A 26,308-nucleotide genomic window follows, 5' to 3' on the forward strand; every position below is an offset into this window, starting at 1 on the left:
CGTTTAAGTGTATACGTTTACACTGAACCTGATTCAATGAGATTGCGCTGCGAAAACTGTAAATTTTGCTTTCCACCCCCAATCGCCGTGGCGTTTCTGGACAGCCATCACAGTTCTTTAATACTCAACAGTGAGGTTACCGTCAGAAGGATAGCTGTCATGAAAACCCTCTACTCAATAGCGGATTATCTGCTGGACAGACTGGCAGGTTGCGGTATCAACAATCTTTTTGGTGTACCGGGCGATTATAATTTGCAGTTTCTCGACCATGTTATTGAGCACCCCGAGGTACGTTGGGTCGGGTGTGCAAACGAACTGAACGCCGCCTATGCTGCCGATGGTTACGCCAGAGTAGTAGGGGCAGGGGCGTTACTGACAACATTTGGCGTCGGTGAATTAAGCGCCATCAACGGTATTGCGGGAAGCTATGCAGAGTTTGTTCCCGTCTTGCATATTGTGGGGGCGCCTTGCCAAAGCGCACAGCGAAAGAGGGAGCTGATGCACCACACCCTTGGCGATGGCGATTTTCAGCACTTTTACCGTATGAGCCAGTCGGTAACGGTTGCCAGCGCCATACTGGATGAACAAAACGCCTGCCATGAAATTGACCGCGTACTGCGTGAAATGCTGACTGAACGTCGACCCGGTTATCTGATGCTTCCCGCAGACGTGGCAAGATCGCCTGCGACTCCGTTCGCAAATGCGCTCACGGTAACGCCGTCAGAGCCAGACAACAGCGTTGTGGCGGCGTTTCGCTATCATGCCCGCCAGCGGTTGATGAACAGCCCACGGGTCGCATTGTTGGCCGATTTTCTGGCATTGCGTTTTGGCTTGCAGCCGGTGCTTCAACGCTGGATGGCGGAGACGCCCATGGCGCATGCCACCTTATTGATGGGAAAAGGGCTGTTTGATGAGCAGCATCCGCATTTCGTCGGCACCTACAGCGCCAGCGCCAGCAGTGAATATGTGCGTCAGGCGATAGAGGATGTCGATATGACCCTTTGTGTCGGCACCCGATTTATTGACACGCTGACCGCCGGTTTCAGTCAGCAGCTCCCGCAGGAACGCACGATTGACGTCCAGCCTCATGCCTCGCGAGTGGGCAATACCTGGTTCAGCGGCATTTCTATGGAACAAGCCGTCACCACATTACGAGAATTATGTCTGGAGTTGTCTTTTTCACCTCCTCCTGCTCGCCCTCCTGTTGCGCGTACGCAGATCGAAAAGGGACCGCTAACGCAGGAAAATTTCTGGCATACGCTGCAGAAGTATCTGGTTCCCGGGGATATTGTGCTTGCCGATCAGGGCACCGCCGCGTTTGGCGCAGCCTCGCTCTCGCTCCCCGCCGGAGTGGACGTGCTGGTGCAGCCGCTTTGGGGATCGATTGGCTACTCGTTGCCTGCTGCATTTGGCGCGCAAACAGCCGCGCCAGACCGTCGGGTGATCCTGATAACCGGAGATGGCGCGGCGCAACTGACCATCCAGGAGCTGGGGTCAATGATGCGAAATGGACAGGCGCCGATCGTTTTAGTGCTCAACAATGACGGGTACACCGTGGAACGCGCCATTCACGGGGAGAATCAGCGTTACAACGATATTGCGAACTGGAACTGGACTCAGGTGCCGCATGCGTTGAATGCGGAAGGCCAGGCTGAATGCTGGCGGGTGACGCAGGCCGTTCAACTGGACGAGGTGCTTGAACGTCTGAAATATCCGCAGCGGCTTTCGCTGATCGAAGTCGTGTTGCCGAAAGCCGATTTACCGGATCTGTTAAGGACGCTCACCCGCTCGCTGGAGGCGCATAATGGGGCTTAGTTATTCATCGTGACGATGGGCGATCATCATCGGTTTCCCTGCCAGCAGTAGCCACGCCGGGAGCATCACGATACACAGCAATGGCAGCAGGGTGGCGTTAGGAACGACGACTGCTGCCATAAACAAGCTCAGCCACCCGTCACGCGTGACCACCAGTACCAATCCAAGAATTGCGCAGGATACGGTGATTGCCGCCGGAACTGCCTCCACGTGAGCGTGCAGCATCAGACCTAACGCCACGCCCACAAACACCGCGGGAAATATCCGTCCACCGCGAAAACCGCTGGCGGCTGCAACAACCAGTGCCGCCAGTTTTATCACTGCGAGCATAAAAAAGTCAGAGGTACCCAGAGTCTGGCTAAAGGCCAGTTGCTGCATTTCGTCCAGACCTTTAAATAAGGTCAACGGTCCACCGATCACCCCCAGAATCCCCAGGATAAAGCCGCCAACGCCCAGCATCAGTACCGGGTTTTTCAGCCGATGTATCAGGCGGTGCAAACGCGGCAAACACCAGACCGCCACCATCCCTGTCGCTATCGCAATGGCCGCCACGATCGCACCGCTGAGGATATCCACCAGTTGCATCTGCGCATAGTGGGCAATGGGTAAAGAAAAATGGGGGTGAAAAAACAGGCTGGTCGTGAGTGAGCCCGCGGCGGCAGCCATCATGGGAGCAAACAGGCGATCCCATAAGGGGATATCGTTGGTGCCGTTCAGCGTTTGTGAAAATATCAGCGCGGCGGCAACCGGAGTGCCAAACAACGCCCCGATAGTGCCGGCAGACGCCAGAATGGTCCAGTCGAGGGCGCCAATTCGGGGGAACAGGCGAGCGCCGAGGGCAACGGCTAACGCGATATTCACGGCCATAATGGGATGTTCCGGGCCAAGGCTGACGCCGCCAGCCAGACCGAGGATCAGCGCCATCAGTAAACCGGGAAGTGCGCCTGGGTTTACCGGTGCGCTAATCAAAGGCTCTGTCGCGGGATCGGGCCCAGCATGGCCAGGACTGAAGCGGATCACGAGCCCGACCATAATCCCGGTCAGCGTCAGAATACCGACAATCCATAGTGATGAGTCGTGAGCCACGCCGAGACTGGCAGGCAGACGTTCCCACAGTATCTGCTGTAAAACGTTCGCGACTTTCATTACAGCGATTAATATCAGACTGGATACGATCCCGATAACCAGCGCGGGAACTGATAATAACAGCATGGTTCTGGCTCGCGGATGGAGCATGATTCATTCCTTGTACACGGGTATAAGCCATAGTTTGCACAACCTGCTGGCTGTCATCGCTGCAAATGGTGCTGAAACGATAAAGTAATTCTGTGACCCAGATCTATATTTTCAGGGCGCCCGCTTTCCAGGCGTTGTTGTTATGTCCTCGTGAATCTACAGTGTGGCAAAGAATCATTTTGACTTTAGCGGAGCAGTAGAAGAATGACAAAGTATGCCTTAGTAGGTGATGTCGGCGGCACCAACGCGCGACTTGCTCTGTGCGATATCGCCAGCGGAGAAATTTCGCAGGCGAAAACCTATTCGGGGCTTGATTACCCGAGCCTGGAGGCCGTTGTGCGTGTCTATCTGGACGAGCATAGCGCCAGTGTGGAAGACGGATGTATCGCCATTGCCTGTCCGATCACCGGTGATTGGGTGGCAATGACCAACCATAGCTGGGCATTTTCTATTGCGGAAATGAAAAAGAATTTGGGGTTCAGCCATCTGGAAATTATCAATGATTTCACCGCCGTGTCGATGGCAATCCCGATGCTGAAAAAAGAGCACTTGATTCAGTTCGGTGGTGCGGAACCTGTTGAAGGTAAGCCCATCGCGGTGTATGGCGCGGGAACCGGCTTAGGCGTGGCGCATTTGGTGCATGTGGCTAAGCGTTGGGTCAGTCTGCCGGGCGAGGGGGGGCACGTTGACTTCGCACCGAACAGCGAAGAAGAGGGCATCATTCTGGAAGAACTGCGTGCCGAAATTGGTCACGTTTCGGCTGAGCGCGTGCTGTCAGGCCCGGGGCTTGTGAACTTGTATCGTGCCATTGTGAAATCAGACGGGCGTCTGCCCGAGAATTTACAACCGAAGGATGTCACTGAGCGTGCGCTGGCGGATACCTGCATCGACTGTCGTCGTGCGCTGTCGTTGTTTTGCGTCATTATGGGGCGCTTCGGCGGTAATCTGGCGTTAACGCTGGGAACCTTTGGTGGCGTCTATATTGCGGGCGGTATCGTGCCGCGCTTCCTGGAGTTCTTCAAAGCGTCGGGTTTCCGTGGCGGATTTGAAGATAAAGGCCGTTTTAAAGCCTATGTTCAGGACATTCCTGTCTATCTGATCGTCCATGACAACCCCGGTTTACTTGGCTCCGGCGCGCATCTGCGCCAGACGCTGGGGCATATTCTGTAACCGGAGTACCGGATGGTGTTTTCGACGCCATCCGGTAAACACGGCAAACTGAGCGGAATACGCGCTTGTTCCCGTACTACAAATGCATTAACTGCCTGAACTCTTTCACTTTACTTCGACTGACCGGAACTTCAAATTCCAGATCTTTGAGCCGCAAAATGTAGGTGTTATTAAACCAGGGCTCAATCTCGCGAATTTTATTCAGATTCACGCAAAATGAGCGGTGGCAGCGGAAGAAATGCGACGCCGGAAGTTTGCTGCAAAATTCGGTGATATTCATCGGCATGACATACGATTCCCGTCGCGTATAAACAAAGGTCATCTTTTCATGGGCTTCAGCGTAATAAATATCGTTGATCGGCGTGACGATAATTCGCTCATCTTTCACTAAGTTGATGGTGTCATTCTCACGCGTTACGAGGCTAGCGGGCGCTGTCCCGGGCGGCAGTTGCTGTTGTTGCCAGGCTGATTCCAGTTTTTGCAGCATGCCAACAATACGTGACTCCTGATAAGGTTTCAGAATGTAGTCAAATGCTTCCAGCTCGAACGCTTCCACCGCATGCTCCTTCCACGCAGTGATAAACACGATAAACGGTTTATGGGCGAACTGACTGATGTTTTGCGCCAACAGAACACCATCCAGCGACGGAATATTAATATCCAGGAAGATGGCATCGACGCGGTTATGCTGAAGAAACTTCAGAACATCCAGACCATCGTCAAACGTACCGACAATCTCCATCTGGCTGTGTTCTTTTATCAGCCAGCTTAACTCTTGCTGGGCAAGGAACTCATCTTCAACAATGATGACTTTCACAACACATCTCCGAATTAAAGCAATAACGTTGCCGGCGCGGCGGCAGGGGAGTGCTGATTAGGCACATAGAACGCAATCTCTGTACCGGGCTCCAGGCGACGGATATGCAGCCCTTCACCATATAACAGCTTAACGCGGTGGTGGACATTGAGCAGACCAATTTTATTTCCCGGCATTTCATTGGATTCCACCCGTTCGATCACTTTAGGGTCAATTCCGTGACCGGTATCTCTGACGGCAATCCGTACGCGATTACCGCATTCGGCGACGCTGATGGTGACCACGCCTTTCCCTTTGCAAGGCTGAATGCCGTGGACAATAGCGTTCTCGACCAGCGGTTGAATAAGCAGGCTGGGAATATAGCAGCTCACCTCTTCATCGATATCATAAATAACCGTCAACTTGTCGCCAAAGCGGGCCTGCTCAATAGCAATGTAATCTTTAATTTGATACAGCTCTTTCTTGATATCGATCTGCTCATCATCTTTCAATTCAATGTTATAGCGCAGGTAGCGCGATAAATTAAAAATGAGCTGACGCGCGGTGTCCGGGTTTAAGCGGATTGAGGATGAAATCGCGTTCAGCGCATTAAACAGGAAATGAGGATTTATTTTGCTCTGTAATGCCCGCAGTTCTGCCTTATTTGCCATTTCACGTAATTGTTCAGCGCGGGAGACTTCCAGTTGCGTCGAGATGATTTGCGACAGGCCAACCGCCATCTCCTGCAGTGAGGAGGTGATCTGGTGAGCGTGACAGTAATAAATTTTAAGCGTACCGGTGACGATGCCTTTCTCCCACAATGGGATCACCAGCATGGAGTGTATCTCTGGCGTCCGATGTGCCTCATCATTGTTTTTTATAATGATTTCGCCGTGATTTATCGCTTGCTGAGTGGTAGGACTGACAAAATCATCGTTCTCGCGATAATTCATTTCCCCGACACCGACATAGGCAAGCACATGCTGCGTATTGGTGATGGCGACCGCATCGGCGTGAATATCATGGCGAATGATTTCACAGACCTGGCGTAATGACTCGCTGTTAACATGCCGAAACAGCGGCAGTGTTTTATTGGCAATATCCAGAGCCAGCTTGGCTTGTCGCGCAGCACTGGCTTCCTTTTCCCCTTCAACGCTTTGTACCAACAGCACAATAAAGCCGATGCACACGCTGCCGAGAATCATGGGGATACCGATCTTCGAGACAATATCCAGACCCAGTTCGGTGGTTGGCGCCCACACAATCACCAGGATCATGGTCAGCGTTTCACATAACACACCGCCTAAAATACCCGCCCGCCAGTGCTGCGCTTTGGGGATCTTGCGATTAATCCATCCTGCAATGCAGCCTGCCAGAATGCTGGTGATAAAACACGGTATGGCGGTGACGCCTCCGATATCAATGAGATAGCGATGGATACCTGCGATCACCCCCGTAATGATACCTACCCACGGGCCAAACAGAATTCCGCCTGACATGACGGCGATAATGCGCACATTGACCAGTGAACCTTCCACGGGAACGCCGGACCAGGTGCTGAACAGCGCAAACATGGAAAAGATGGCGGTGACGGCGAGCAGCTCTTTTGGGGAGTGTGCTGACTTGTGCAACAGTTCGCGGAACAGACGGATACGAATGAGGAAAAAAAGACAGAACAGCATCAGCGCTGCCCGATCGAATACCGCCAGCAGCATGTTGAATATTTCGTGCACGGGTGACTCTTGCGAAAGGATTAAACCCCTATGATAGGTAACCTGAGCCCGCTTGACCAGCGTACCGGGAAGTCCTCTCTAATGAGGAAAAACCATAATATTAAAAGGGGATTGATATTCATCCAGTTAATTGACAGTAGATCACCCGGTGGTGCGAATTTTTTGTGTAATTACATTGATGTCAATATGTTAATTAAATGATGGTGGTTTGTCGTTAAAGGTGTTTTTGATATTCAGGTTTTGTTGTTCATTGTTCCTCTTTTTAATGGCCAACATTATTTTCGTTTTTCCCTCGACAGACGGTTTTTTTTCAGGCTATTTTCTAAGCGTGCCACCTTTGTGGCAGCGTCGCTCGGACGGTCCGGGCGCTCACGTTAATTTGAGGATATTATGGCTGACTCTCGTCCAGAACGTCGCTTCACGCGTATTGATCGTCTCCCTCCCTATGTTTTCAACATTACTGCTGAATTGAAAATGGCTGCGCGTCGGCGCGGCGAAGATATTATCGACTTCAGCATGGGGAACCCGGATGGCGCCACGCCACCTCATATCGTCGAAAAACTGTGCACCGTGGCCCAGCGCCCGGATACGCACGGTTATTCGACCTCCCGAGGCATCCCGCGTTTACGTCGGGCGATTTCCCGCTGGTATCAGGAACGCTACGATGTGGAGATTGATCCGGAAACGGAAGCCATTGTGACCATTGGTTCGAAAGAGGGGCTGGCGCACCTGATGCTGGCGACGCTCGATCATGGCGACACGGTACTGGTGCCGAATCCAAGCTATCCCATTCATATTTATGGCGCCGTCATTGCCGGAGCACAGGTACGTTCTGTACCGTTGGTAGAAGGTATTGATTTCTTTACTGAGCTGGAGCGTGCTATTCGTGAAAGCTATCCGAAACCGAAGATGATGATCCTCGGATTCCCCTCTAACCCAACCGCACAGTGCGTTGAACTCTCGTTTTTCGAGAAAGTGGTCGCGCTGGCAAAACGCTATGATGTGCTGGTGGTCCACGACCTGGCCTATGCCGATATTGTTTATGACGGCTGGAAAGCGCCGTCGATCATGCAGGTGCCAGGGGCGCGTGATGTGGCCGTTGAATTTTTTACCCTCTCGAAAAGCTACAATATGGCAGGCTGGCGCATTGGCTTTATGGTCGGAAACGCTACGCTGGTCAGCGCGCTGGCGCGCATTAAGAGCTATCACGACTACGGTACGTTTACGCCGTTACAGGTCGCTGCGATTGCGGCACTGGAGGGCGACCAGCAGTGCGTGCGCGATATTGCTGAGCAGTATAAGCGTCGCCGCGATGTGTTGGTGAAAGGGTTACATGAAGCGGGTTGGATGGTTGAGATGCCGAAAGCATCCATGTACGTGTGGGCCAAAATTCCTGAGCAGTATGCCGCAATGGGCTCGCTGGAATTTGCCAGAAAGTTGCTGAAAGACGCCAAAGTCTGTGTTTCGCCGGGAATTGGTTTTGGTGATTACGGGGATACTCATGTGCGTTTTGCGCTGATTGAAAACCGCGATCGTATTCGTCAGGCAATCAGAGGCATCAAAGCCATGTTCCGTGCTGATGGCGTATTGCCAACGAGTGCGAAATCCACGCCGGAAAGCGAAGAGTAGAAAAGCAAAACAGGAGCCAATGGGCTCCTGTTTTTTTGCTGCATTTTTGTTTTTAGATCATCAGGGCAAAAGTACCGGCCCAAACGATGACCATAAATGAAATGCCCATAAAGAAATATTTCACGTTTCATCTCTCCGCGTAACTTCATGTACGCCTAAATGAACTTAAACTCACCTGATTATAGAGAGCTGGTGCCAGACCGAATGAAACTGAGAATGTTCCCCGTTTCGTCTGCGGCATCACCTCAGAATTCTGTGCTTCATTGCTCCAGACGGCGCTAATGTACGCCTAAAAATGAGGCGAGACAAGAGGCATTTTTTTATTTACTTTTAGTAACTTACAAGTGTCGTGATTCGACGACAGTTTAATTTCTGGCGGTAATAAATGGTCAATCAGCGACGTGAGTTTTGATCGGATAACGCCTGCTTTACCTTGCTGTAATTATGGTTATTTTTACGCAAAAGCCACACTACATGGCGTGATGTCAGCGTGGTCTGGATGGCAGGGGCGGAGCATAAACAAGGCAGAAAAAAAGAAAGGCCATACGGCCTTTCTTTCTAAATATAGAGGGAAGCTTCACCCTGCGGGCGGGTTTTAAACCGACGGTGGATCCAGAGATATTGTTCAGGTGCGCGCATGATCTCTCTTTCGATGATCTTGTTCATGTAGGCGGCAGCCTGGTGCTCTTCGGTTGGGTAACCTTCCATTTCAGGCGAGATGAACAGACGGTATCCTGAGTTATCGGTTTTTCTCACCATGGTGACGGTCAGCATGGCGGCACCTGACAGACGGGAAAGCACATACGTCCCGTTAGTGGTGGCAACATTTTTGACTGCAAAGAAGGGAGCAAATGAGCTGCCTTTACGTCCATAATCCTGGTCGGGCGCAAACCATACGGCTTCGCCTTTTTTCAGCGCACTGACGATGCCACGCAGATTGTTTCTGCCGATCATCGCTTTATTAGAGCGCATACGTCCGCGCGTCTGAATCCATTCCATTAACAGGTTATTATGCGGACGGTAGGTTGCCATCATCGGCTGGCAAAGTCCCATGACGCGACCGCCCAGCTCCAGAGACATAAAGTGAACGCCGACGACCATGACACCCTTGTTTTGCGCCTGAGCGCGCAGCAGGTTATCCATGCCTTCGACATCAAACCATTTGCGTACGCGTTTGTCAGGCCAGAACCAGGCCATGCCCGTTTCGAGCAGCGCCATGCCGAGAGAGTGAAAGTTCTCTGCAATCATGGTCTCTCTCTCTTCCGGCGATAATTTTGGGAAGCAGAGTTCAAGATTTTTACGGGCGATAGATTCGCGACGTTTTAAAAATGGGCGCGCCAGCTTGCCGGTTCGGGTCCCCAAAAAGCATAAAACGGGATAAGGCAATTGCACCAACAACCAGAGCACACCGACACCAAACCAGGTGAGCCAGTAGCGTGGATGCAGGAATGCGCGTGAAAATTTGCTTGTTGGGAACATAAGCACCTTCAATAGATACGGGAGGTTGTATCGCAGAAGATTTCTGGTCTGCAGCGGTACACTTTTACTTAGGCCATCATGTACGACAATGGTTCCTGTAAAGAGTGTAAAGCTGAGTCAGGACAAAACCACGAGGGGCATGAATGCTTGCCCATATAATATACCATTTTAGGATTAGAACCTGCTATAAAATCTTACACAAGAAACGTAAAGTTTTTTCGGGTTGTGAGAGGGGAAAGTGTTTAATTTTAATTCTATGTTTTAAATGCTTTTTGATACCGAAAAGCACGATGAGAGCAGGGGGCCAAATTGTGAGGCGAATGTTATACACGCGGTTCTTTTATAAGGTATAACTTAAAGTATAAACGGTAAGGAATGTAAAGCTATACGGGAAGCAGCACCGCCCACAGGAGGTAACGCTATGATCTATTTATTGATGTTTCTTGCGATAAGTATTGTAGCCGTAAGCGGTTATATTGGTCAGGTTTTAGGGACCGTTTCAGCCATTTCTTCTTTTATCGGAATGATTACGCTTGCAATCTTAATATACTACTTCACCTGGTGGTTGACCGGGGGAGCAGAAATGGTGACCGGCTTTTTTCTTTTTCTCTCTCCGGCCTGTGGGTTGATGATCCAATTAATGGTCGGGTACGACAGGCGATAAAAGCAGACAACCTCCTCCAGGTAAATAAAATTGAATAATAACCTAAGCTTATTCTAAACATTTTACTTATTTTCATGTGTTAAGTGCCAGCCTGGTCTGGCACTTAATTTGGATAAACCAGATGTAAAATAGCGTATTGTTCAGTTTTGCCGATTATTCCTCATTTTCCTAACGTCCCCCTGACCGACGGAAACGTTGGGTTTTCCGAAAGTAGCCGGGCTAAAGTGTGAGACATTTGCCGGAAAACAACGTGCCTTCGTTATCTTTGACGATCAGTTGATCACTGTTTTTCAACTGCTTCCATTCACCGGGCGTCAGATAGTGCAAATCCTGCAACTGCGTCATCGGGGCAAGGTACACCAACTGGCCGCTGGTTTTGTCGCGCATCCACAACGTTGCCTGCTTAAACGCTGACGGGTCGCTGTGCGCGCTGTATTGCACACGAATGCTGGACTGTCCGGGTTTACTTCCCTGGAATGCCAGCAGGACAAAACAATCCCGACACTCCGGGGACGACATCATCGCCAGATAACTTACGGGCTTTATTTGCTGCGTTACCGGCGTCAGCGTCATAAACATCAGTAGCGCCCCTGCAGCCAGCCACCCTGCATTACGCAGCCAGTGTTTTAACCCGCGCGACGATGCGCCTCTGTCCATTGACGCCTGTATATTGCGCCAGACGCGTGCCGGGGGATGTGCGACAGGGGGACTGCGAGCATCCAGGTGCTGCTGCCATTGTTCCACCGCCTCCCATAAAGAAGGATCCAGTTCCAGAAGGCTTTCAAACCGCCGTCTGGCAAGTGGAGACAGGACACCCAGCAGATATTGACTGGCGAGATGCTCGCGGATCTGCGGATGACGATAGCGGGAAGGGGTTATTGGCTGAGGCATTGTTTTAACTCGCTGAGACCCCGGCGGATCCAGGATTTGATCGTGCCCTGCGGCGCACTGAGATGGCTGGCAATTTCGGGGTGTGAAAAACCGTGATACCAGGCGAGGACGATGGCGCTGCGTTTCTCTGCTTCCAGTCGGGAAAGGCAGTCGGTGAGCCGACGTTCTTTCTCCTGTTGCGGCGGTGGCGCAATGAGGTTGTCTTCCTGACCCAACAGCGCTGTTTCACCGCGTCTGCCGTGTTGTCGGATGTGGTCAATCGCCTGGTTGCGCATGACCTGGCATAGCCATGCCCAGGGAGCGTCAATCGGTGAACGGAGTTTACCGTGCCAGATTTTTATATAGCCCTCCTGGAGCAAATCAGCAGCTATCGCCCTGTCTCTCACGATAAGTAAAATGCGGGTATATAAATACCCGCTGGTGCGTTGATAAAGGGTGGTAAAGGCTTCTCTGTCCTGCAGCATGATCCGCGAAAAAAGTGTGCGGATCTCTTCCTTATCAATGTCCACGCAATGCCTTATTGAGTAATGGAGATGATATGCCACACGTTTTTGACGTTATCTCCGGTGGTGTCGCCTGGGGCACGATCCTGTTTCCAGAGATAGAGTGGCATGTTGTTATAACGCAACTGCCGCTGGCCGTCCCGGCGAGCGGTGGAACTGAATGGCGGCGTTAATTTTGCACTTGCCCCGACAATCACTGGCGGCCACTTTTCCGCGCAATCGTCATAGCAGACCGGGATGCCATTCTGATCTTTATCAAAGGTGTAAAGCGTCATGTTTTCGGCGTTCACCAGAATACGGCCTGTTTTTGTCGAATACACCCGGACTGGCGTTTCGTCGGCGCGCGCCAGCTGCCAGACGTTTTTGACCCCCGCGCCAGTGGTATCGCCGGGTTTCATATCTTTTACCCAGCGGTAGAGCGGTTTACCGTTGAGTGCCCATTGTTGGGTGCCATCCTCTCGCTTGATGGCTTCAAGCCCATCGATCGCGGGCGACATCTTTTCCGTGACCCGCAGCGGCGGCCAGTTTTTGCTGCACTCCGCGTCGCAAACGGACATGCCGTTAGCGTCTTTATCAAAGGTATAGAGCGTCATGCTCTCTTTGTTGGTATACACCTTTCCAAGTGACGTATCATGTACGGCGATATCTGCGGCCTGCACGGCACAGGTGGTTCCTGCTAACATCACACTCCAGATGAATTTGTTCATAGCTGTTTCCTGTTGATTGATTGTAGACGGAATTTTCTAACGGGTTATTGCATCCAGCCTTCATGAGCAAAAATTTTGCTCGCCTCCGGGGAGCTCAGGTAACGGACGAAATCCTGGATCTGCGGATCGGCATTTTTCGCGACAGCGATATTCATATCCCGATAGATCCGCCGCTCGGGTTCTATCTCGACCAGAGTGGCCTGATCGGGGTGCGCGAGAGGCCAGTCGCTCCAGGTTATCCAGGCATCGGCCTGGGGTTGCTGAAATGCCTTAAATGCCGCGCCGCTGCCTTTTTCAAACGCAATAATTTTGCTGCGGATGTTTTTGATATCAGCAAGCTGGCCGGTACGTCCGGCGATATCCTCCCAGACTCCGGTTCCGGAGGTGTTGTAGACCCCTGCACCTTCGGTGACCACGATGCCGACGTCTTTGTTCAGTAGATCGTTAATTCCCCTGATGTCTTTAGGATTTCCCGGTTTCACCGCAATCACCGAGCGCTGTAAATAGAGGGGCTGTACATCCTTACTTTGAATAAAGGCATACGTTTCCAGAAAAGCGGTCATCGACTGCTGGGAAGAGCCGAAAATAAGATCGGCATCGTGCTGCGCCTCTTTGCTCCATTTACTTTCCGGTCCATAGATGATCGCAACGTTAACGCCTGATTGTTTCGACCAGGCGCTGGCGGCTTTTTGCAGCGCAGAGTGCGGACCACCCGGTCCATAGACTTTTATTACGCCATCCTGAGGCTGATGCTGAATGGAAGGATCGGTAAGCGGTGAGGCAGAAAAAGCCGTAAAACCGGGTAACAGCATTGAAAGGATCAGGTACTTATATTTCATGAGAACTCCAGTAGCGGTGTGGGTTTACTGGAGAGACGATGCAAAAGCCAAAATGGATGCACCTGAAACAGAATTTTTTGTCGGATGTTTTTCCTTTTCCCTGTGAGATGGGCAAAAGACCCGTCAGGGGGCTACGCGTTTATCTGACATGCACAGTGTGGGTGTGTTTTGCATACCCCGAACCTTTACAAAGCCGCAGGCCTGGGGCATGTCTCGCCACAATGCGCAGCCGTAATTAAATAGTTGAATAAAATCATGCGGTAAAAATAGGCATTAAAAATGACGGGAGAGAATAATTGTGACTAATGAAAAATGCTAAATCATTAAACGATAGGCAATGATTGACGTAAAAAACTGTGTTTACTCTCGGTACTAATGCTTTCATCTTCACTATCAGGTTTCTGTTTTTAGATTGATGATGTTTTTTATCATGGCTCAGCGTTTAACTCTGCTTTTGTGTGTGTTGAGTATTTTGAGTGTAATGGTAATAATTTGAAACATTATGTGAATCTTTCATTAGGAAACCATCTGTATGGCCAGTATATCGCCTTCAAAATTTGACAGTGCCTTTACTTTCACAGGGTTAGATTTTATTGCCAGAAGTATGGTGATGATGGAAACCAACGGCACCTATATTTCACTTGCTGCTGTGACCGGTAATATGACCCATGAACAAAAAGAAATCTTAACGGCGCGTTGGGAATATCATCAGAACAGACGAAATATATCCGGTAATGAGAAGCAAATATCAGCTGAATAAATAGTTTCAGTGAATGTATTACAGACCAATTGTCTCTACAATTAGCCCTATTGATCAGGAAAGCGCGTGCCGTACGGAAAAATTGCCTCATACTGTGGCCATCTTAGCCTGGCCGCAAAGCGGGGTTTACTTCTGCTGTTTATTTTTGTGCAAACGGCAATTCTTGCCGGGCATCTTTATTATCAATATACATATATTATGGGTGAGGCTGCCCGTATTCTGCGGAATACTATTTTATTGGAAGCCGAGCGTTTCGAAACCAGTCTGGATGCGATGGGGTATCAGGTACGTCTTATCGGCAATGCTTTGTTGCTGAATCACACCGTTACGTCTGAAAATACCAATCGGTTTCTTGATGAAGAGCTGAAACAAGACTGGCTCGATGGTGTGATCGTGTTCGATGAGAAGGGCGACTTTGTTGCTCAGCGTGCGCTTTTCCCGCTGGAAAACGCACTTAGCGCATCGACTATCGCGCAGGCCAGCTTTCGCGATAGCCCTCTGTTTAAGCAACTGCGCTACAGTAAAGAGAATGACAGCCTGTTTTACTGGCAGAGTGATGGAGCGGATCCCAATCTCCACGGGTTTGTGATGTACCATGCTATCCGTGACATCAAAGGAAACTTCCTTGGGGGTGTTGTTGGATATTTCGATGCCGATTCAATGGTAGAGATATTCCGAAAACTCAACGATAAAGGTTTTTATCTCGGCTCCGGTGGGGCAATGGTTGTGCTGGATCGTGATAATTATATTCAGCTCACCCGCGTGGGAGCCGGTGTTACAGCGGGTCCGCTTCATTTCTACCCTTACCTCAAGGAGGTCATGAAATATTCCTCCGATTCGGCTCAGACCAATCAATATATATCGCCTATTGACGGTACCCCACGCATGGGGGTATTCCTCAATTTGAGTCATCATAAATGGGTGATGGCTGCGGGACTTGCGGAACATGAGATCCTTCATGGCTGGTATTTGCAGGTCTTTTGTTCGGTCATGGCGCTTATTGCCATCATCATAACGCAGTGGTCATTGTTGAATTATATGCATGCGAATTCCCTGCAACGGGCGCAACTTGTCAAAGACGCTCTGCGTGATCCTCTGACCGGTTTGGCAAACCGCCGCTATTTTGACGAACAAGTCCGGAATATCTGTCGTGTGGTGAGCCATCAGCGACAATCATTGTGTGTGCTGAACATCGATTTGGACTATTTCAAAAGGATCAATGACAACTTCGGTCACAGTGGGGGAGATGAGGTACTCCGGTGTGTAGGGCAAATATTACCGGGATTGGTACGGGGAAATGATATTGTCGCCCGACTTGGCGGTGAAGAGTTTGTTGTGGTGATGCCATTTACAGAACCTGAATACGCCGAAGAGGTGGCCGAACGCATCCGTATCAATTTCGCGCGTCAGGAGGTGAATTTCCATGGCCGTAAGATTCAATTCACGGCAAGTTTTGGTCTTGCACAGATGACGCCTGATGAACTGAACGCCAGTGAGGGTTTCCAGGCGACGCTTGACAGAGCCGATCAGGCGCTTTACCGCGCGAAACGGGAAGGGCGTAACCGGGTCTGCGTGGCGAGCAAAAATCGGCAACTCATTCTGTATCCAGCTTAGCCGAGAGAGTCGGCACAATATGGCGGGAAATAACGCATCAGGAAGGGTATTACAACCGCTGCGAGAACAAACCCGCTTACGAGCCAGTATTGATAGATCCCACTCTCAGCGCTAATTCCAAAATCCTAATCCAGACCGACATGCCGTATCCGCTTCTTGCGCAGGTTTACGGCTGCGGTCTTTTCGCGTTTCGTCATTATCCGTCGCTGTTATTCAGGTGATGAATATAAACATTCCGTAGCTGTCTGGATGGCCCTGGGGACTTTGCTGTGGCGAGAGCGCCAGGTCGCGGGAGGCATACCGAACTGGGCACTGAACCAGCGCGTGAAGGAGCTGGGCATGGAGTAGCCGAGCATGTCGGCGATGTGACCAAGGGAGTAGCCTGGATTCTGCAGGTAACGGATCACCAGGTCGCGTCGCACATCATTGATAAGCTCGCTGAAGGTGGCGCCGCTCTCTTCCAGATGGCGTTGCAGGGTACGCACATTCATCCCCAGGGTACGGGAGATCTGCTCTATGGTGGCGCGCCCCATCGGCAGACGCAGGTAGATCGACTTGCGCACGTCGAACATCAGGGACTGGTGGTTTTCCACCAGCAGGGAGTCGAGGTAGTTGCGCGCGTGGAGAGCCATGGCCTTATTGGCCAGCGGGTTGGCGATGTCCAGATCGGCAGCCTGACAGACAATTCCATTGAATTCGCTGCCAAACTCCACCTTGCAACCGAATATGCGTTTGTGGACGGAGAGATCCGTCGGCGCAGGATGAGTGAAATTGACGCTGATAGGACGCCAGTTTGCGCCAACACCGACCTGAGCGGCGCAGAAGCGGTACATAACACCGACCGCCAGCTCGCTGGCATGGCGTGACGCGGTGGGGATGTCGGTGATCACCTCCTCGCGAATGATGACCATCTTACCCGCCTCCTCGATGTAGATTGCCAGCGAGTCATTGCACAGCTGGCGATACTGCACTATCCCCTGCAGCGCATCACGCAGGGTGGGCAGGTGGCTGAGCAGCAGACTTATCTCGCCAAAGTCCGACAGATGACGATGTTCCGCCATCCGTAGGCCCAGGGTATCGCATCCGCTGACGAGGGCAGACTGCTCGATCAGCTTGATGGCGGTAGAGACGGGGATGCGTTGATTGGGCATCCCCAGGATGGATGTACTAAGCCCCACCTGCGCTAATAAGTGCTGGGTATTGAGACCGAGTTGACGGGTGACGTCCAGATAATTGGTGAGGATGGCGGCTCTGGCTAAGACAGTCATAGTGCAGCTTCCTTAAGTTATTAATCTGTGTCGTGAATAATTGGTTAGCATTTACTTAGCAGTCATGTAACAAAATTGAAAGTTTTATGGTTGTATTTTGCAACATAGATGCTTCACTTATTTGGGGAAGTGGGGTAGGCAGGCGCGGGCCGTAGTCTTGTTTGCCAGTGTCGTAAAATGAAAAATCGATGACGTCAAAAGTAAAGCAACGTGAAAGTTGGGGCTTTAGTGTTGCTCCCGAGGCGCTGGCCCTTAGCCGGACCCGTATGGAGAGTAAGGAAAGTCATATGGATAAATTACATACCAGGGCGACAGTGCTGATCGTCCCCGGATTGCGCGAGCATGTGGCGGAACACTGGCAGACGCATCTGGCGGCCAGTCTGGCCAGGGTGCGTTCAGTGTCTCCTCTGACCCAGGATAAGCTCAATTGCCGGGCTCGTGTCGGGGCCATTGCACAGGAACTGGCGCAGATCGACGGCCCGGTTATCCTGGTGGCGCACAGTGCCGGTGTATTGATGACGGTGCACTGGGCGCAGCAGCATCAGCACCAAATCAAAGGCGCCCTGCTGGTCACTCCCCCGGATCTTAACGCCAACTGGCCGGCCCAATACCCGAGCAAGGAGACCTTGCAGGCCGGTGGATGGTGCCCGTTACCGCGCACGCGGTTGCCGTTTCCCAGCCTGGTGGCCCTCAGCAACAACGATCCCCTGGCCAGCGCCGACGCGGTGCGTGCCATGGCGACCGACTGGGGCAGCGATGTTGTTGAGTTGGGCTCCGTGGGCCACCTCAATCCGGCGAGCGGCTTCGGTCCCTGGCCACAGGGGCTGGATCTGGTGCGTCGCCTAGACACCTGAGGCTCATGTTCAGCGACTATTGATATTCAGGGAAGCGGGTTGGGCAGTGAGCCGCCAGCTTCCTGTCCAGAGGGCAGAGGTTAACCTTCCTCTGCCATTGCAATCTTACCGAGCAGATAATGCGCCAGGGAGTCACCTGCATGGTGAAGACAAGAATCATACCGTCAGCGCAGGGAGCCCATGCTTATCCGTTGCTGATCAAGAGCCTGCTGCTGTCGGGCGGGCGTTATCACCCCGAGCGAGAAATCGTCTACGCCGATAAGCTGCGTTACGACTATCGCACCCTCAGACAACGTATCCACCGTCTGGCAAACATGCTGACCACGGCCGGTGTTAAGCCCGGTGACACCGTCGCTCTGCTGGACTGGGACAGCCATCGCGCCCTTGAGTGTTTCTTCGCCGTGCCCATGATGGGTGCCGTGCTGCACACGGTCAACGTCCGCTTCTCGGCGGATCAACTTGCCTACACCATGAATCATGCCGAGGATCACCTGGTGCTGGTGCACGACGACTTCTTGCCGGTGATTGAGTCGCTGGCGGAGACGCTGACCACGGTTCGGGGCTACATCCAGCTCAGTGACGACGGGGGGAAGGAGACCAGTCTGCCGGTGCTGGGGGAATATGAGACCCTGCTGGCTGCGGCAGGGGATCACTTCGACTTCCCCGATTTCGATGAAAACTCGATGGCCACCCTGTTCTACACCACGGGCACCACGGGCGACCCCAAGGGCGTCTACTTCAGCCATCGCCAACTGGTGCTGCACACTCTCAACGAACTGGGAACTCTGGCGGCTAACGAAGGGCAGTCGCTGCTGCGTTCGAACGATGTCTACATGCCGATCACCCCCATGTTTCATGTCCACGCCTGGGGCGCCCCCTATGTGGCGACGATGCTGGGGGTAAAACAGGTCTACCCCGGTCGTTACGAACCCAACAAGCTGGTACGTCTCTATCGCGACGAGGGGGTGACCTTCTCGCACTGTGTGCCGACCATCTTGCAGATGATCCTCGAGTGCGGCGAAAGCGCGCAGACCGACCTGTCGGGATGGAAGATGCTGCTGGGCGGCAGTGCGCTGTCTCTCGGGCTGGCGACGCAGGCACACCGCAAGGGCATACGTATCCACGCAGGCTATGGCATGTCGGAGACCTGCCCACTCCTCTGTCTGACCCACCTGAGCGATGCAGAGCTGACCCTGCCCATGGAGGAGCAACTGCCCCTGCGGATCCGCACAGGTCTGCCCGTCCCGCTGGTGGATCTGCGCATCGTCGATGGCGAAGGTCGGGAGGTGGTGCAGGATGGCGAGGCGCTGGGCGAGATAGTGGTACGAGCACCCTGGTTGACTCAGGGGTATCTGAAGGAACCCGAAAAAGGAGCTGAGCTATGGAGCGGCGGTTGGCTACATACCGGCGATATGGCCTCGATCGATCCCCATGGGATAGTAGAGATCAAGGATCGCATCAAAGACGTGATCAAGACGGGCGGGGAGTGGATAAGCTCGCTGACGCTGGAGAGTCTCATCAGCTCCCACGCGGCGGTCAGATCGGTGGCCGTTATCGGGATCCCGGATGAGCAGTGGGGAGAACGCCCCCTGGCGCTGGTGGTTTGCAAGGAAGGGGAGTTCCTGGAGCCGCAGGCCATAGCGGCGCATCTGCAAGGGTTCGTCGACAGCGGACGCATCAATAAATGGGCTATCCCCCGGCAGATCCGGATAGTCGCGGATATTCCCAAAACCAGTGTTGGTAAGATCAACAAGCGGCTGATCCGGGAAATCGAAATCAGCGACGGGAAGGAAAGCATTTGAGTGTTCAGCCGGGGACTCACCCTCCCCGCGCGGATACTGATATTGCCCCTACGCAACCTATGCATCCATTCTATGCCGCCCTCGGTGAAGATCCTGTCGGCGGCGCACTCCAGTGACCAGTCAATACCGTTCGCCGCCAACGAACTTATGGCCCGCCTTGTCTTTTTTTATCAAATTCAAACGATTGCCTTTTAAAAAAACCATTTTGACGGTTGTCCCTGGGGCAAGGAAAACTGTCGCAAGGCGGTAACACGAAGTCAGTTTTGGTGGTTTCCCTCCCGCTAAGACAATGAATTCAGGGCGATAGTCACGAGATGAAAAGCGGCTGTCGCCGGATGAAAAGCGTAGGTTTACGTCATCTCCTAGATTCAATTCAGTTCGAGGCATTTTGCTCACATCAAAGACGAGTTGGAGAACAGAGATGGCCAAAGCCGTACGCTTTTATGAGACTGGGGGACCGCAGGTTCTGCGCTACGAAGACGTCACGGTCGGAGAGCCTGGCCCGGGCGAGGTTCGTCTGCGTCAGGTCGCCGTCGGCCTGAACTACGCCGACACCTATTTCCGCAATGGTACTTACCCGATCCCGATGCCGAGTGGTATGGGTGTCGAGGCGGCCGGGGTGGTGGAGGCTATCGGCGCCGGGGTGACTAACGTGGCGGTGGGCGATCGTGTCACCTACACCGGTTTTCTCAATACCCTCGGCGCCTATGCGACTGAGCGACTGATCCCAGCCGCCCCGCTTATCAAGTTGCCCGACCACATCACCTTTGAGACGGCCGCCGCGATGACCATGCGTGGGCTGACCTCGGCTTATCTGATGCGCCGTATCTATGACTTCAAGCCCGGCGATACCATCTTGCTGCACGCCGCCGCAGGTGGCGTCGGCCTCATCGTCGCCCAGTGGGCCAAACTGCTCGGCCTGACTGTGATCGGCACCGTCTCCAGCGAGGCCAAGGCCGAGATCGCCCGTGACCATGGCTGCGATTACACCATCAACTATAGCCATGAAGATGTGGCCCAGCGCGTGCGTACCCTGACCGAGGGCGTCGGCGTCAACGTGGTATTCGACAGCGTTGGCAAGAGTACCTTCATGGGGTCGCTGGACTCGCTCAAGCGTCGCGGTCTGATGGTCTGCGTCGGCACCGCGTCCGGTCCCATCCCGCCGTTCGATCCTGTGTTGCTGGCGATGAAAGGGTCGCTCTGTCTGACCCGCCCGGCGCTGGCCGACTATATTGCCGATCCGGCCGAGAAGGCGGCGCTGGCCGCCGAGCTATTCGACCACGTCGGCAGCGGGCGGATCCGGATTGATATCAATCAAAAATATGCGCTGCAGGATGCGGTGAAGGCCCACAGCGATCTCGAATCGCGCAAGACCACAGGCTCATCTGTCTTTGTCATCCAGGGGGCATGACATGCGTGTAGAACAACTGACCTACCATATCGGCGCTGAGCTGATCGGTGTTCGTCTGGCCGATGCCATTCATGATGCTGGCTTGTTCGCAGAGATCCGCGCGCAACTGCTCAGACATCGAGTCCTGTTCCTGCGCCAGCAGGATATCAGCCGTGCCGAGCACGTCGCCTTCGCGCGAATGTTTGGCGAACTGGAGGATCATCCGGTGGCAGGCAGTGACCCGGACCATCCAGGTCTGGTTCGTATCTACAAGACGCCAGAAGTGGCGAACGAGCGCTATGAAAATGCCTGGCACACCGATGCGACCTGGCGCGAGAAACCCCCGATGGGGTGTGTGTTGCGCTGCGTCGAGAGTCCGCCAGTGGGTGGGGATACGCTCTGGGCCAACATGGTGGTGGCCTGGCAGTACCTGCCGGAAGACGTGAAACAGAAGATCGCAGGCTTGCGTGCCTACCATAGTCTGGAGTCCAGCTTCGGGGCGGCCACCCCCATCGAGAAACGGCTGGCGCTCAAGGCGCAGTTCCCGGACGCGGAGCACCCGGTGGTGCGTACCCATCCGGAGACGGATGAGAAGATCCTGTTCGTCAACGCCTTCACCACGCACTTCAGCAACTACCACACCCCGCAGCATGTTCGCTACGGGCAGGACTACACCATGGGCGGCAGCGATCTGCTGCGCTATCTGATAAGCCAGGCCTACCTTCCTGAATACCAGGTTCGCTGGCGCTGGCAGTCCGGCAGCATCGCCATCTGGGACAACCGCAGCACCCAGCACTACGCCGCCATGGACTACCCGCCCAGCCACCGCAAGATGGAGCGGGCTGGGATCATGGGCGACAAGCCCTTCTAGATTGCACCTCCACCTGGGCGACGTCGCCCGGGTGAATCAACGACTCATCAAAACCCTACTATGCCAGGAGAGAATAGATGCAATTTTTTGACGATTCCCTGCACCCGGAGAATATGGAAAAGGTCGTGATCACCGTGGCCCCTTACGGCCCTGAGTGGGCGCCGCAAGACTTCCCGGAAGACATCCCGGTCACCATGGGGGAGCAGATCCAGAAGGCGGTGGATTGCTACGAAGCCGGTGCGACCGTGCTGCACTTGCATGTGCGTGAATTGGACGGTACAGGCTCCAAGCGCCTGTCCAAGTTCAACGAACTTATCGCCGGGGTGCGCAAAGCCGTGCCGGACATGATAATTCAGGTCGGCGGCTCCATTTCCTTCGCCCCGGAAAGTGATGGCGAGGCGGCCAAGTGGCTGTCAGACGACACCCGCCACATGCTGGCCGAACTGACGCCGAAGCCCGATCAGGTCACGGTCGCCATTAACACCACCCAGATGAACATTATGGAGCTGCTCTATCCGGAATACCTGGAAGGCACTTCCCTGGCCAACCCGGCCTTGCAGGCCGCTTACAGCGAGATGACGGTCCCGGCGGGTCCTGCCTGGGTGGCAGAGCACCTCAGACGCCTACAGGCCCATGGCATCCAGCCACACTTCCAGTTGACCGGCATGCATGCCTTCGAGACCCTGGAGCGCCTCGTGCGCAAGGGTATCTACATGGGCCCGCTCAATCTGACCTGGATTGGCATCGGTGGCGGTTTCGATGGCCCCAATCCGTACAACTTCATGAACTTCGTCCAGCGCGCGCCTGATGGTTGCACCCTGACCGCTGAATCCCTGCTCAAGAACGTGCTGCCGTTCAACATGATGGCGATGGCCATGGGTCTGCACCCGCGCTGCGGCATTGAGGACACCATCATTGGCCAGCACGGTCAGCGTATGAGTTCGGTCGAGCAGATCCAACAGTGCGTGCGGGTGGCGCACGAGCTGGGTCGCGAGGTGGCGAACGGCAAGGAAGCTCGCGCTATCTATCGTATCGGCGTCCAGTACGACAGCATCGAACAGACCCTGCAGGCTAACGGCATGGCGCCGAATCGCAAGGCGGGCCAGAAAGGCGTGCCGCAACGCGGCTAAACGAGATGGGCCGCCCCTCCACCGCGGATGGGGCAGCCTGACAAGTTCGGTTGGCAAAAAGGTTGCTGTCCTGAGCGCTATGCGGTGCGGGCAGATGAATGAGGGACTGTATGGCTACGTATCATATCAACAACGATGACGACGCGAGCAAGGTTACCGTTCCGCGTCGTTATGCCTGGGTCGTCTTTGCGCTGACCTTTGGACTGCTGATCTCCGACTATATGTCGCGTCAGGTGCTCAACGCTGTCTTCCCAATGCTCAAAGGAGAATGGGCACTCACAGATACGCAACTTGGCCTGCTCAGCGGCATCGTGGCGCTGATGGTCGGGTTGCTGACTTTCCCGCTCTCCCTGCTGGCGGATCGCTTCGGCCGGGTGAAGAGCCTGACGCTGATGGCCATGCTGTGGAGTCTGGCGACCCTGGGCTGTGCCGTGGCCCAGAATTACGAAGAGATGTTCATCGCCCGTTTACTGGTCGGCGTGGGGGAGGCCGCCTATGGCAGCGTCGGTATCGCCGTGGTGGTCTCCGTCTTCCCACGGAGTATGCGGGCCACCCTGTCAGCCGCCTTCATCTCCGGAGGCATGTTTGGCTCTGTACTGGGTATGGCCTCCGGGGGCTTTCTGGCCCATCTGATGGGCTGGCGCCCGGCCTTCGCTGGCATGGCGTTGTTTGGCCTGTTGCTGGCGGCGATCTATCCTATCATCGTCAAGGAAACACGCATCTCACCAGCACGTGGCGTAGCGCGTCCTGCCCCCGAGGTTTACAGCAAGTCGTTGCGAACCCTCTATTCTAGTCGCTCCGTGATTTCGGCCTATGTTGGCAGCGGCTTGCAGCTGTTTGTCGGGGGGACCGTCATCGTATGGATGCCGAGCTATCTCAATCGTTATTACGATATGGGCACGGAAAAGGCGGGGAGTATCGCCGCTATCATCGTGCTGTTCAGCGGTGCTGGCATGATCCTATGCGGTATTCTGAGCGACAAACTGTGCCGGGATCGGCCGGATCGCAAGATAAGCCTGGCCATCTTCTACAGCCTCAGCAGTTGCGCTCTGCTATCACTGGCATTCGCCCTGCCGATCGGCATCCTCCAACTGGTCCTGATCTGCCTCGGTATGTTCATCGCCACCGGCACCTCGGGCCCGGCGGGTGCCATGGTTGCTAACCTGACCAGCGCCAGCGTGCATGGCACGGCTTTTGCCACCCTGACCCTGGCCAACAATCTACTCGGGCTGGCCCCTGGCCCCTTCGTCACAGGAAGGGTCTCCGACCTCATAGGTCTGGATAATGCTTTCCGGCTGGTGCCTCTGATCAGTATCGTGGTGGCCGCCATCTTCTTCTATGCTAAGCGCCACTATCATAAAGACATCGCCAGGCTGGAAAGTGATCCGCAGCCGTCTGTTGCTTGCGAGTCTGACGTCGGTACCCAAAGCACGGAGGCCCGGACATGAACATAATCGTGAAAGTAGAGATCTATTTATGAAAGAAAAACGCATCGCCGTTCCGGTCGGGCGCGTACCAACCCCTGGCCAGCGTGTCTTGATCGAGGCGGAGGGCAAAAGCCTGGCGCTGTTCAACGTTGCCGGGCAGTTCCACGCCATCGATGACGGCTGTCCCCATCAGGGGGCGTCCCTGTGCGGTGGTCGGCTGGAAGGGGAGGTGATCCAGTGCTGTGCTCACGGTCTGCGTTTCAATCTACGCACCGGCTATCTGCTCAACTCGACCCAGCTCAAGGTCAGTTGCTACCCTGTCGAGCAGGTAGACGAACAGCTGTTTATCGTCATCGACGCTTTGTAAGCGTGTACTGACCACCGCTCTGAACCATCACGTAGCCGAGGTGGAACAGGAACAGCGGAATATCAAACGACGATCAAGACACATTTACTCTGCTTTTTTTACCCTTAATACGACACAATCGTTTATTCTGGTTTCTGTTTACAACCGTTCTCATTCGTCGTGAGATAACGCTTTGCAGGTGGTTTAATGGGGTATATTTCAGAAAAATTTCAACGTGCATATCAACGAGAATACGAAAAAGAGGCTGAAAAAAATGCCTTGATATGGATGACTTCGAAGGACTATTTAACTAAATGCCTGGATATTCATGAGCAGCTCCACAACGATTATTCACTTCAGGAGCAGGTGAGTTCATGGCTTTTTATGCTCAGAATGAAACGTACACCGGATTTACTGGGGTACAAAACAGCGATATTGTCAAACGATATGGCGGTACTCCATTCAGCGTTGCTTCAGTCTGCGATGATTAAGCATGTGACGCTGGGGGTGGATTCAGGATGCGATCACTGCATTAATATATGGATAACCCTGGATATTCTTGCTGCTGGTCTGTTTACCCGTGTTCCACTTCTTTTGCCTGAAAGGCTTGGCATGAGTGACAATGGTCATCCTGTAACAATAGCCATAACTAATTTAGTCATGGCGTTATGGTACAAACGTACTGACTTTGAAGTTGATGCAAGGAAAAAAGCAGAAGCGGTACTTGCATCTAAGCAAGCCACCATCGATCTCGTGACCATTCGTTATCTTATCGCACTCCTCGATGGCGATGTTGAAGAAGCAGGGAATCAACTCGATTTATATTGCCAAAATGTACCGCGGGTGAAGGAGTACGGGGTCACTAAGCTTAATAAAATGTTCTGGCCATATGCGCATGGGTTATACAACCTTGCTTTTGTTGTTTGGGGCAATGAAAAGGCCAGCGCTATTACAAAACCAGAGTCAGATTGTTTCTTTAACGATCTGGCGGAATGGCAAATTCAACATAATTACCGCCATGGGAAATTGTTTTTTGAATACCCAATGCCAATTGATCTCATTAATACCATTATCGCTTGCACTCCACCGGAATGTTCGCTGCATCAACCCTATCTGGATACAGATAAAAAATATAAAGAGAAAAGATATCTGCACGCAGAACATTTTGAACAACAGATGACGAAGATGGCTTTGGAGGCACTATTGCAAAGAACGCCGTGACCCTGGCCCAAAATCAGTGCAGCGCTAAATCAGAAAGGAGATCAGACGGTAACAGACGTTGGTGTATGGCGGGATGGTGTCCCCTGCAGGAATCGAACCTGCAACTAGCCCTTAGGAGGGGCTCGTTATATCCATTTAACTAAGGGGACGAAGCGGCACGAGT

The 26,308-nt window shown here is 53.3% G+C and carries 24 protein-coding genes and 1 tRNA gene; 14 read left to right on the plus strand and 11 right to left on the minus strand.

Annotated features, from left to right (window positions below; genetic code table 11):
- Positions 1 to 159 precede the first annotated feature (159 nt).
- A complete protein-coding gene (locus JM656_RS06760) occupies positions 160 to 1,815 on the plus strand; it encodes an alpha-keto acid decarboxylase family protein (RefSeq protein WP_203360515.1) in 1,656 nt (551 codons plus the stop codon).
- On the opposite strand, the gene JM656_RS06765 is transcribed toward JM656_RS06760, so the two are convergent.
- Positions 1,816 to 3,051 carry an ion channel protein gene (locus JM656_RS06765; RefSeq protein ID WP_203360516.1) on the minus strand — a complete coding sequence of 412 codons (1,236 nt, stop codon included), beginning with the start codon at positions 3,049 to 3,051 and terminating at the stop codon, positions 1,816 to 1,818.
- Between the two features lie 204 nt (positions 3,052 to 3,255).
- On the opposite strand from JM656_RS06765, the gene glk reads away from it, so the two are divergent.
- A complete protein-coding gene (gene glk / locus JM656_RS06770) occupies positions 3,256 to 4,221 on the plus strand; it encodes a glucokinase (RefSeq protein WP_203360517.1) in 966 nt (321 codons plus the stop codon).
- Between the two features lie 76 nt (positions 4,222 to 4,297).
- On the opposite strand, the gene ypdB is transcribed toward glk, so the two are convergent.
- Together ypdB and ypdA are read right to left on the minus strand one after the other, a co-directional pair.
- The gene (ypdB, locus tag JM656_RS06775; RefSeq protein WP_203360518.1) at positions 4,298 to 5,038 is read right to left on the minus strand and encodes a two-component system response regulator YpdB; all 741 of its coding nucleotides are present in this window, start codon (positions 5,036 to 5,038) and stop codon (positions 4,298 to 4,300) included.
- Positions 5,039 to 5,052: 14 nt separating this feature from the next.
- The gene (ypdA, locus tag JM656_RS06780) at positions 5,053 to 6,750 is read right to left on the minus strand and encodes a two-component system sensor histidine kinase YpdA (protein ID WP_203360519.1); all 1,698 of its coding nucleotides are present in this window, start codon (positions 6,748 to 6,750) and stop codon (positions 5,053 to 5,055) included.
- 390 nt (positions 6,751 to 7,140) lie between these two features.
- Here ypdA and alaC point away from each other — a divergent pair, with 390 nt between their 5' ends.
- On the plus strand, positions 7,141 to 8,379 hold the full coding sequence (alaC, locus tag JM656_RS06785; protein WP_203360520.1) for an alanine transaminase: 1,239 nt from the start codon (positions 7,141 to 7,143) through the stop codon (positions 8,377 to 8,379).
- 52 nt (positions 8,380 to 8,431) lie between these two features.
- Here alaC and ypdK read toward each other — a convergent pair whose 3' ends face one another.
- Both ypdK and lpxP read right to left on the minus strand, forming a co-directional pair.
- Positions 8,432 to 8,503, minus strand: a complete 72-nt coding sequence (gene ypdK, locus JM656_RS06790; protein ID WP_010723117.1) for a membrane protein YpdK — start codon at positions 8,501 to 8,503, stop codon at positions 8,432 to 8,434.
- Between the two features lie 434 nt (positions 8,504 to 8,937).
- Complete coding sequence (lpxP, locus tag JM656_RS06795) at positions 8,938 to 9,858, minus strand: kdo(2)-lipid IV(A) palmitoleoyltransferase (RefSeq protein ID WP_203360521.1); 921 nt, start codon at positions 9,856 to 9,858, stop codon at positions 8,938 to 8,940.
- 421 nt (positions 9,859 to 10,279) lie between these two features.
- Between lpxP and JM656_RS06800 the strand changes: the two genes are divergently transcribed.
- Positions 10,280 to 10,522, plus strand: a complete 243-nt coding sequence (locus JM656_RS06800) for a DUF2545 family protein (protein WP_192612958.1) — start codon at positions 10,280 to 10,282, stop codon at positions 10,520 to 10,522.
- 219 nt (positions 10,523 to 10,741) lie between these two features.
- On the opposite strand, the gene JM656_RS06805 is transcribed toward JM656_RS06800, so the two are convergent.
- From JM656_RS06805 to JM656_RS06820, 4 genes are read right to left on the minus strand one after another with little or no spacing between them, the layout of a single operon-like run.
- Positions 10,742 to 11,413 (minus strand): hypothetical protein, encoded by a 672-nt coding sequence (locus JM656_RS06805; RefSeq protein WP_203360522.1) that lies wholly within the window; start codon positions 11,411 to 11,413, stop codon positions 10,742 to 10,744.
- Positions 11,398 to 11,922, minus strand: a complete 525-nt coding sequence (locus tag JM656_RS06810) for an RNA polymerase sigma factor (protein ID WP_203360523.1) — start codon at positions 11,920 to 11,922, stop codon at positions 11,398 to 11,400. Before JM656_RS06810 ends, JM656_RS06805 begins: the two co-directional genes overlap by 16 nt.
- Positions 11,923 to 11,930: 8 nt before the next feature.
- Positions 11,931 to 12,623 carry a hypothetical protein gene (locus JM656_RS06815; protein ID WP_203360524.1) on the minus strand — a complete coding sequence of 231 codons (693 nt, stop codon included), beginning with the start codon at positions 12,621 to 12,623 and terminating at the stop codon, positions 11,931 to 11,933.
- Between the two features lie 44 nt (positions 12,624 to 12,667).
- Entirely contained in the window at positions 12,668 to 13,462 is a 795-nt protein-coding gene (locus JM656_RS06820; RefSeq protein ID WP_203360525.1) for a substrate-binding domain-containing protein, read from the minus strand.
- Between the two features lie 532 nt (positions 13,463 to 13,994).
- Here JM656_RS06820 and JM656_RS06825 point away from each other — a divergent pair.
- Both JM656_RS06825 and JM656_RS06830 read left to right on the plus strand, forming a co-directional pair.
- Positions 13,995 to 14,222 (plus strand): hypothetical protein, encoded by a 228-nt coding sequence (locus JM656_RS06825; RefSeq protein WP_203360526.1) that lies wholly within the window; start codon positions 13,995 to 13,997, stop codon positions 14,220 to 14,222.
- A gap of 66 nt (positions 14,223 to 14,288) precedes the next feature.
- Complete coding sequence (locus JM656_RS06830) at positions 14,289 to 15,836, plus strand: diguanylate cyclase (protein WP_203360527.1); 1,548 nt, start codon at positions 14,289 to 14,291, stop codon at positions 15,834 to 15,836.
- 209 nt (positions 15,837 to 16,045) lie between these two features.
- Here the strand turns inward: JM656_RS06830 and JM656_RS06835 are convergent, their stop codons facing one another.
- On the minus strand, positions 16,046 to 17,104 hold the full coding sequence (locus JM656_RS06835; RefSeq protein WP_203360528.1) for an AraC family transcriptional regulator: 1,059 nt from the start codon (positions 17,102 to 17,104) through the stop codon (positions 16,046 to 16,048).
- 287 nt (positions 17,105 to 17,391) lie between these two features.
- Between JM656_RS06835 and JM656_RS06840 the strand changes: the two genes are divergently transcribed.
- The 8 genes from JM656_RS06840 (at position 17,392) to JM656_RS06875 (ending at position 26,145) form a co-directional block, all read left to right on the plus strand.
- Complete coding sequence (locus JM656_RS06840; protein ID WP_203360529.1) at positions 17,392 to 17,958, plus strand: alpha/beta hydrolase; 567 nt, start codon at positions 17,392 to 17,394, stop codon at positions 17,956 to 17,958.
- Positions 17,959 to 18,098: 140 nt separating this feature from the next.
- Positions 18,099 to 19,760: a fatty acid--CoA ligase gene (locus tag JM656_RS06845; RefSeq protein ID WP_203360530.1), complete on the plus strand. Its 1,662-nt coding sequence runs from the start codon at positions 18,099 to 18,101 to the stop codon at positions 19,758 to 19,760.
- 421 nt (positions 19,761 to 20,181) lie between these two features.
- Positions 20,182 to 21,171, plus strand: coding sequence for a quinone oxidoreductase (locus JM656_RS06850; RefSeq protein ID WP_203360531.1), 990 nt, complete (start codon positions 20,182 to 20,184; stop codon positions 21,169 to 21,171).
- A 1-nt stretch (position 21,172) separates the two neighbouring features.
- Positions 21,173 to 22,021: a TauD/TfdA family dioxygenase gene (locus tag JM656_RS06855; protein ID WP_203360532.1), complete on the plus strand. Its 849-nt coding sequence runs from the start codon at positions 21,173 to 21,175 to the stop codon at positions 22,019 to 22,021.
- Between the two features lie 77 nt (positions 22,022 to 22,098).
- Positions 22,099 to 23,151 carry a 3-keto-5-aminohexanoate cleavage protein gene (locus tag JM656_RS06860; protein ID WP_203360533.1) on the plus strand — a complete coding sequence of 351 codons (1,053 nt, stop codon included), beginning with the start codon at positions 22,099 to 22,101 and terminating at the stop codon, positions 23,149 to 23,151.
- A gap of 110 nt (positions 23,152 to 23,261) precedes the next feature.
- Positions 23,262 to 24,599 carry an MFS transporter gene (locus JM656_RS06865; RefSeq protein ID WP_203360534.1) on the plus strand — a complete coding sequence of 446 codons (1,338 nt, stop codon included), beginning with the start codon at positions 23,262 to 23,264 and terminating at the stop codon, positions 24,597 to 24,599.
- A gap of 28 nt (positions 24,600 to 24,627) precedes the next feature.
- Positions 24,628 to 24,945, plus strand: coding sequence for a Rieske 2Fe-2S domain-containing protein (locus JM656_RS06870; RefSeq protein WP_203360535.1), 318 nt, complete (start codon positions 24,628 to 24,630; stop codon positions 24,943 to 24,945).
- A gap of 186 nt (positions 24,946 to 25,131) precedes the next feature.
- Entirely contained in the window at positions 25,132 to 26,145 is a 1,014-nt protein-coding gene (locus tag JM656_RS06875; RefSeq protein ID WP_203360536.1) for a hypothetical protein, read from the plus strand.
- A 74-nt stretch (positions 26,146 to 26,219) separates the two neighbouring features.
- Here the strand turns inward: JM656_RS06875 and JM656_RS06880 are convergent.
- Positions 26,220 to 26,294, minus strand: a tRNA-Arg gene (locus JM656_RS06880).
- Positions 26,295 to 26,308: the final 14 nt, after the last annotated feature.

Source organism: Citrobacter sp. R56, from assembly GCF_016811995.1.
GTDB classification, from domain to species: domain Bacteria; phylum Pseudomonadota; class Gammaproteobacteria; order Enterobacterales; family Enterobacteriaceae; genus Citrobacter_D; species Citrobacter_D enshiensis.

Bases quoted from the DNA above. Each gene is read 5' to 3' on its own strand.
- JM656_RS06760 (WP_203360515.1), top strand. From the start codon at position 160: ATGAAAACCCTCTACTCAATAGCGGATTATCTGCTGGACAGACTGGCA.
- JM656_RS06765 (WP_203360516.1), bottom strand. From the start codon at position 3,051: ATGCTCCATCCGCGAGCCAGAACCATGCTGTTATTATCAGTTCCCGCG.
- glk (WP_203360517.1), top strand. From the start codon at position 3,256: ATGACAAAGTATGCCTTAGTAGGTGATGTCGGCGGCACCAACGCGCGA.
- alaC (WP_203360520.1), top strand. From the start codon at position 7,141: ATGGCTGACTCTCGTCCAGAACGTCGCTTCACGCGTATTGATCGTCTC.
- lpxP (WP_203360521.1), bottom strand. From the start codon at position 9,858: ATGTTCCCAACAAGCAAATTTTCACGCGCATTCCTGCATCCACGCTAC.
- JM656_RS06800 (WP_192612958.1), top strand. From the start codon at position 10,280: ATGATCTATTTATTGATGTTTCTTGCGATAAGTATTGTAGCCGTAAGC.
- JM656_RS06805 (WP_203360522.1), bottom strand. From the start codon at position 11,413: ATGCCTCAGCCAATAACCCCTTCCCGCTATCGTCATCCGCAGATCCGC.
- JM656_RS06815 (WP_203360524.1), bottom strand. From the start codon at position 12,623: ATGAACAAATTCATCTGGAGTGTGATGTTAGCAGGAACCACCTGTGCC.
- JM656_RS06820 (WP_203360525.1), bottom strand. From the start codon at position 13,462: ATGAAATATAAGTACCTGATCCTTTCAATGCTGTTACCCGGTTTTACG.
- JM656_RS06825 (WP_203360526.1), top strand. From the start codon at position 13,995: ATGGCCAGTATATCGCCTTCAAAATTTGACAGTGCCTTTACTTTCACA.
- JM656_RS06835 (WP_203360528.1), bottom strand. From the start codon at position 17,104: ATGACTGTCTTAGCCAGAGCCGCCATCCTCACCAATTATCTGGACGTC.
- JM656_RS06840 (WP_203360529.1), top strand. From the start codon at position 17,392: ATGGATAAATTACATACCAGGGCGACAGTGCTGATCGTCCCCGGATTG.
- JM656_RS06845 (WP_203360530.1), top strand. From the start codon at position 18,099: ATGGTGAAGACAAGAATCATACCGTCAGCGCAGGGAGCCCATGCTTAT.
- JM656_RS06850 (WP_203360531.1), top strand. From the start codon at position 20,182: ATGGCCAAAGCCGTACGCTTTTATGAGACTGGGGGACCGCAGGTTCTG.
- JM656_RS06855 (WP_203360532.1), top strand. From the start codon at position 21,173: ATGCGTGTAGAACAACTGACCTACCATATCGGCGCTGAGCTGATCGGT.
- JM656_RS06860 (WP_203360533.1), top strand. From the start codon at position 22,099: ATGCAATTTTTTGACGATTCCCTGCACCCGGAGAATATGGAAAAGGTC.
- JM656_RS06865 (WP_203360534.1), top strand. From the start codon at position 23,262: ATGGCTACGTATCATATCAACAACGATGACGACGCGAGCAAGGTTACC.
- JM656_RS06870 (WP_203360535.1), top strand. From the start codon at position 24,628: ATGAAAGAAAAACGCATCGCCGTTCCGGTCGGGCGCGTACCAACCCCT.
- JM656_RS06875 (WP_203360536.1), top strand. From the start codon at position 25,132: ATGGGGTATATTTCAGAAAAATTTCAACGTGCATATCAACGAGAATAC.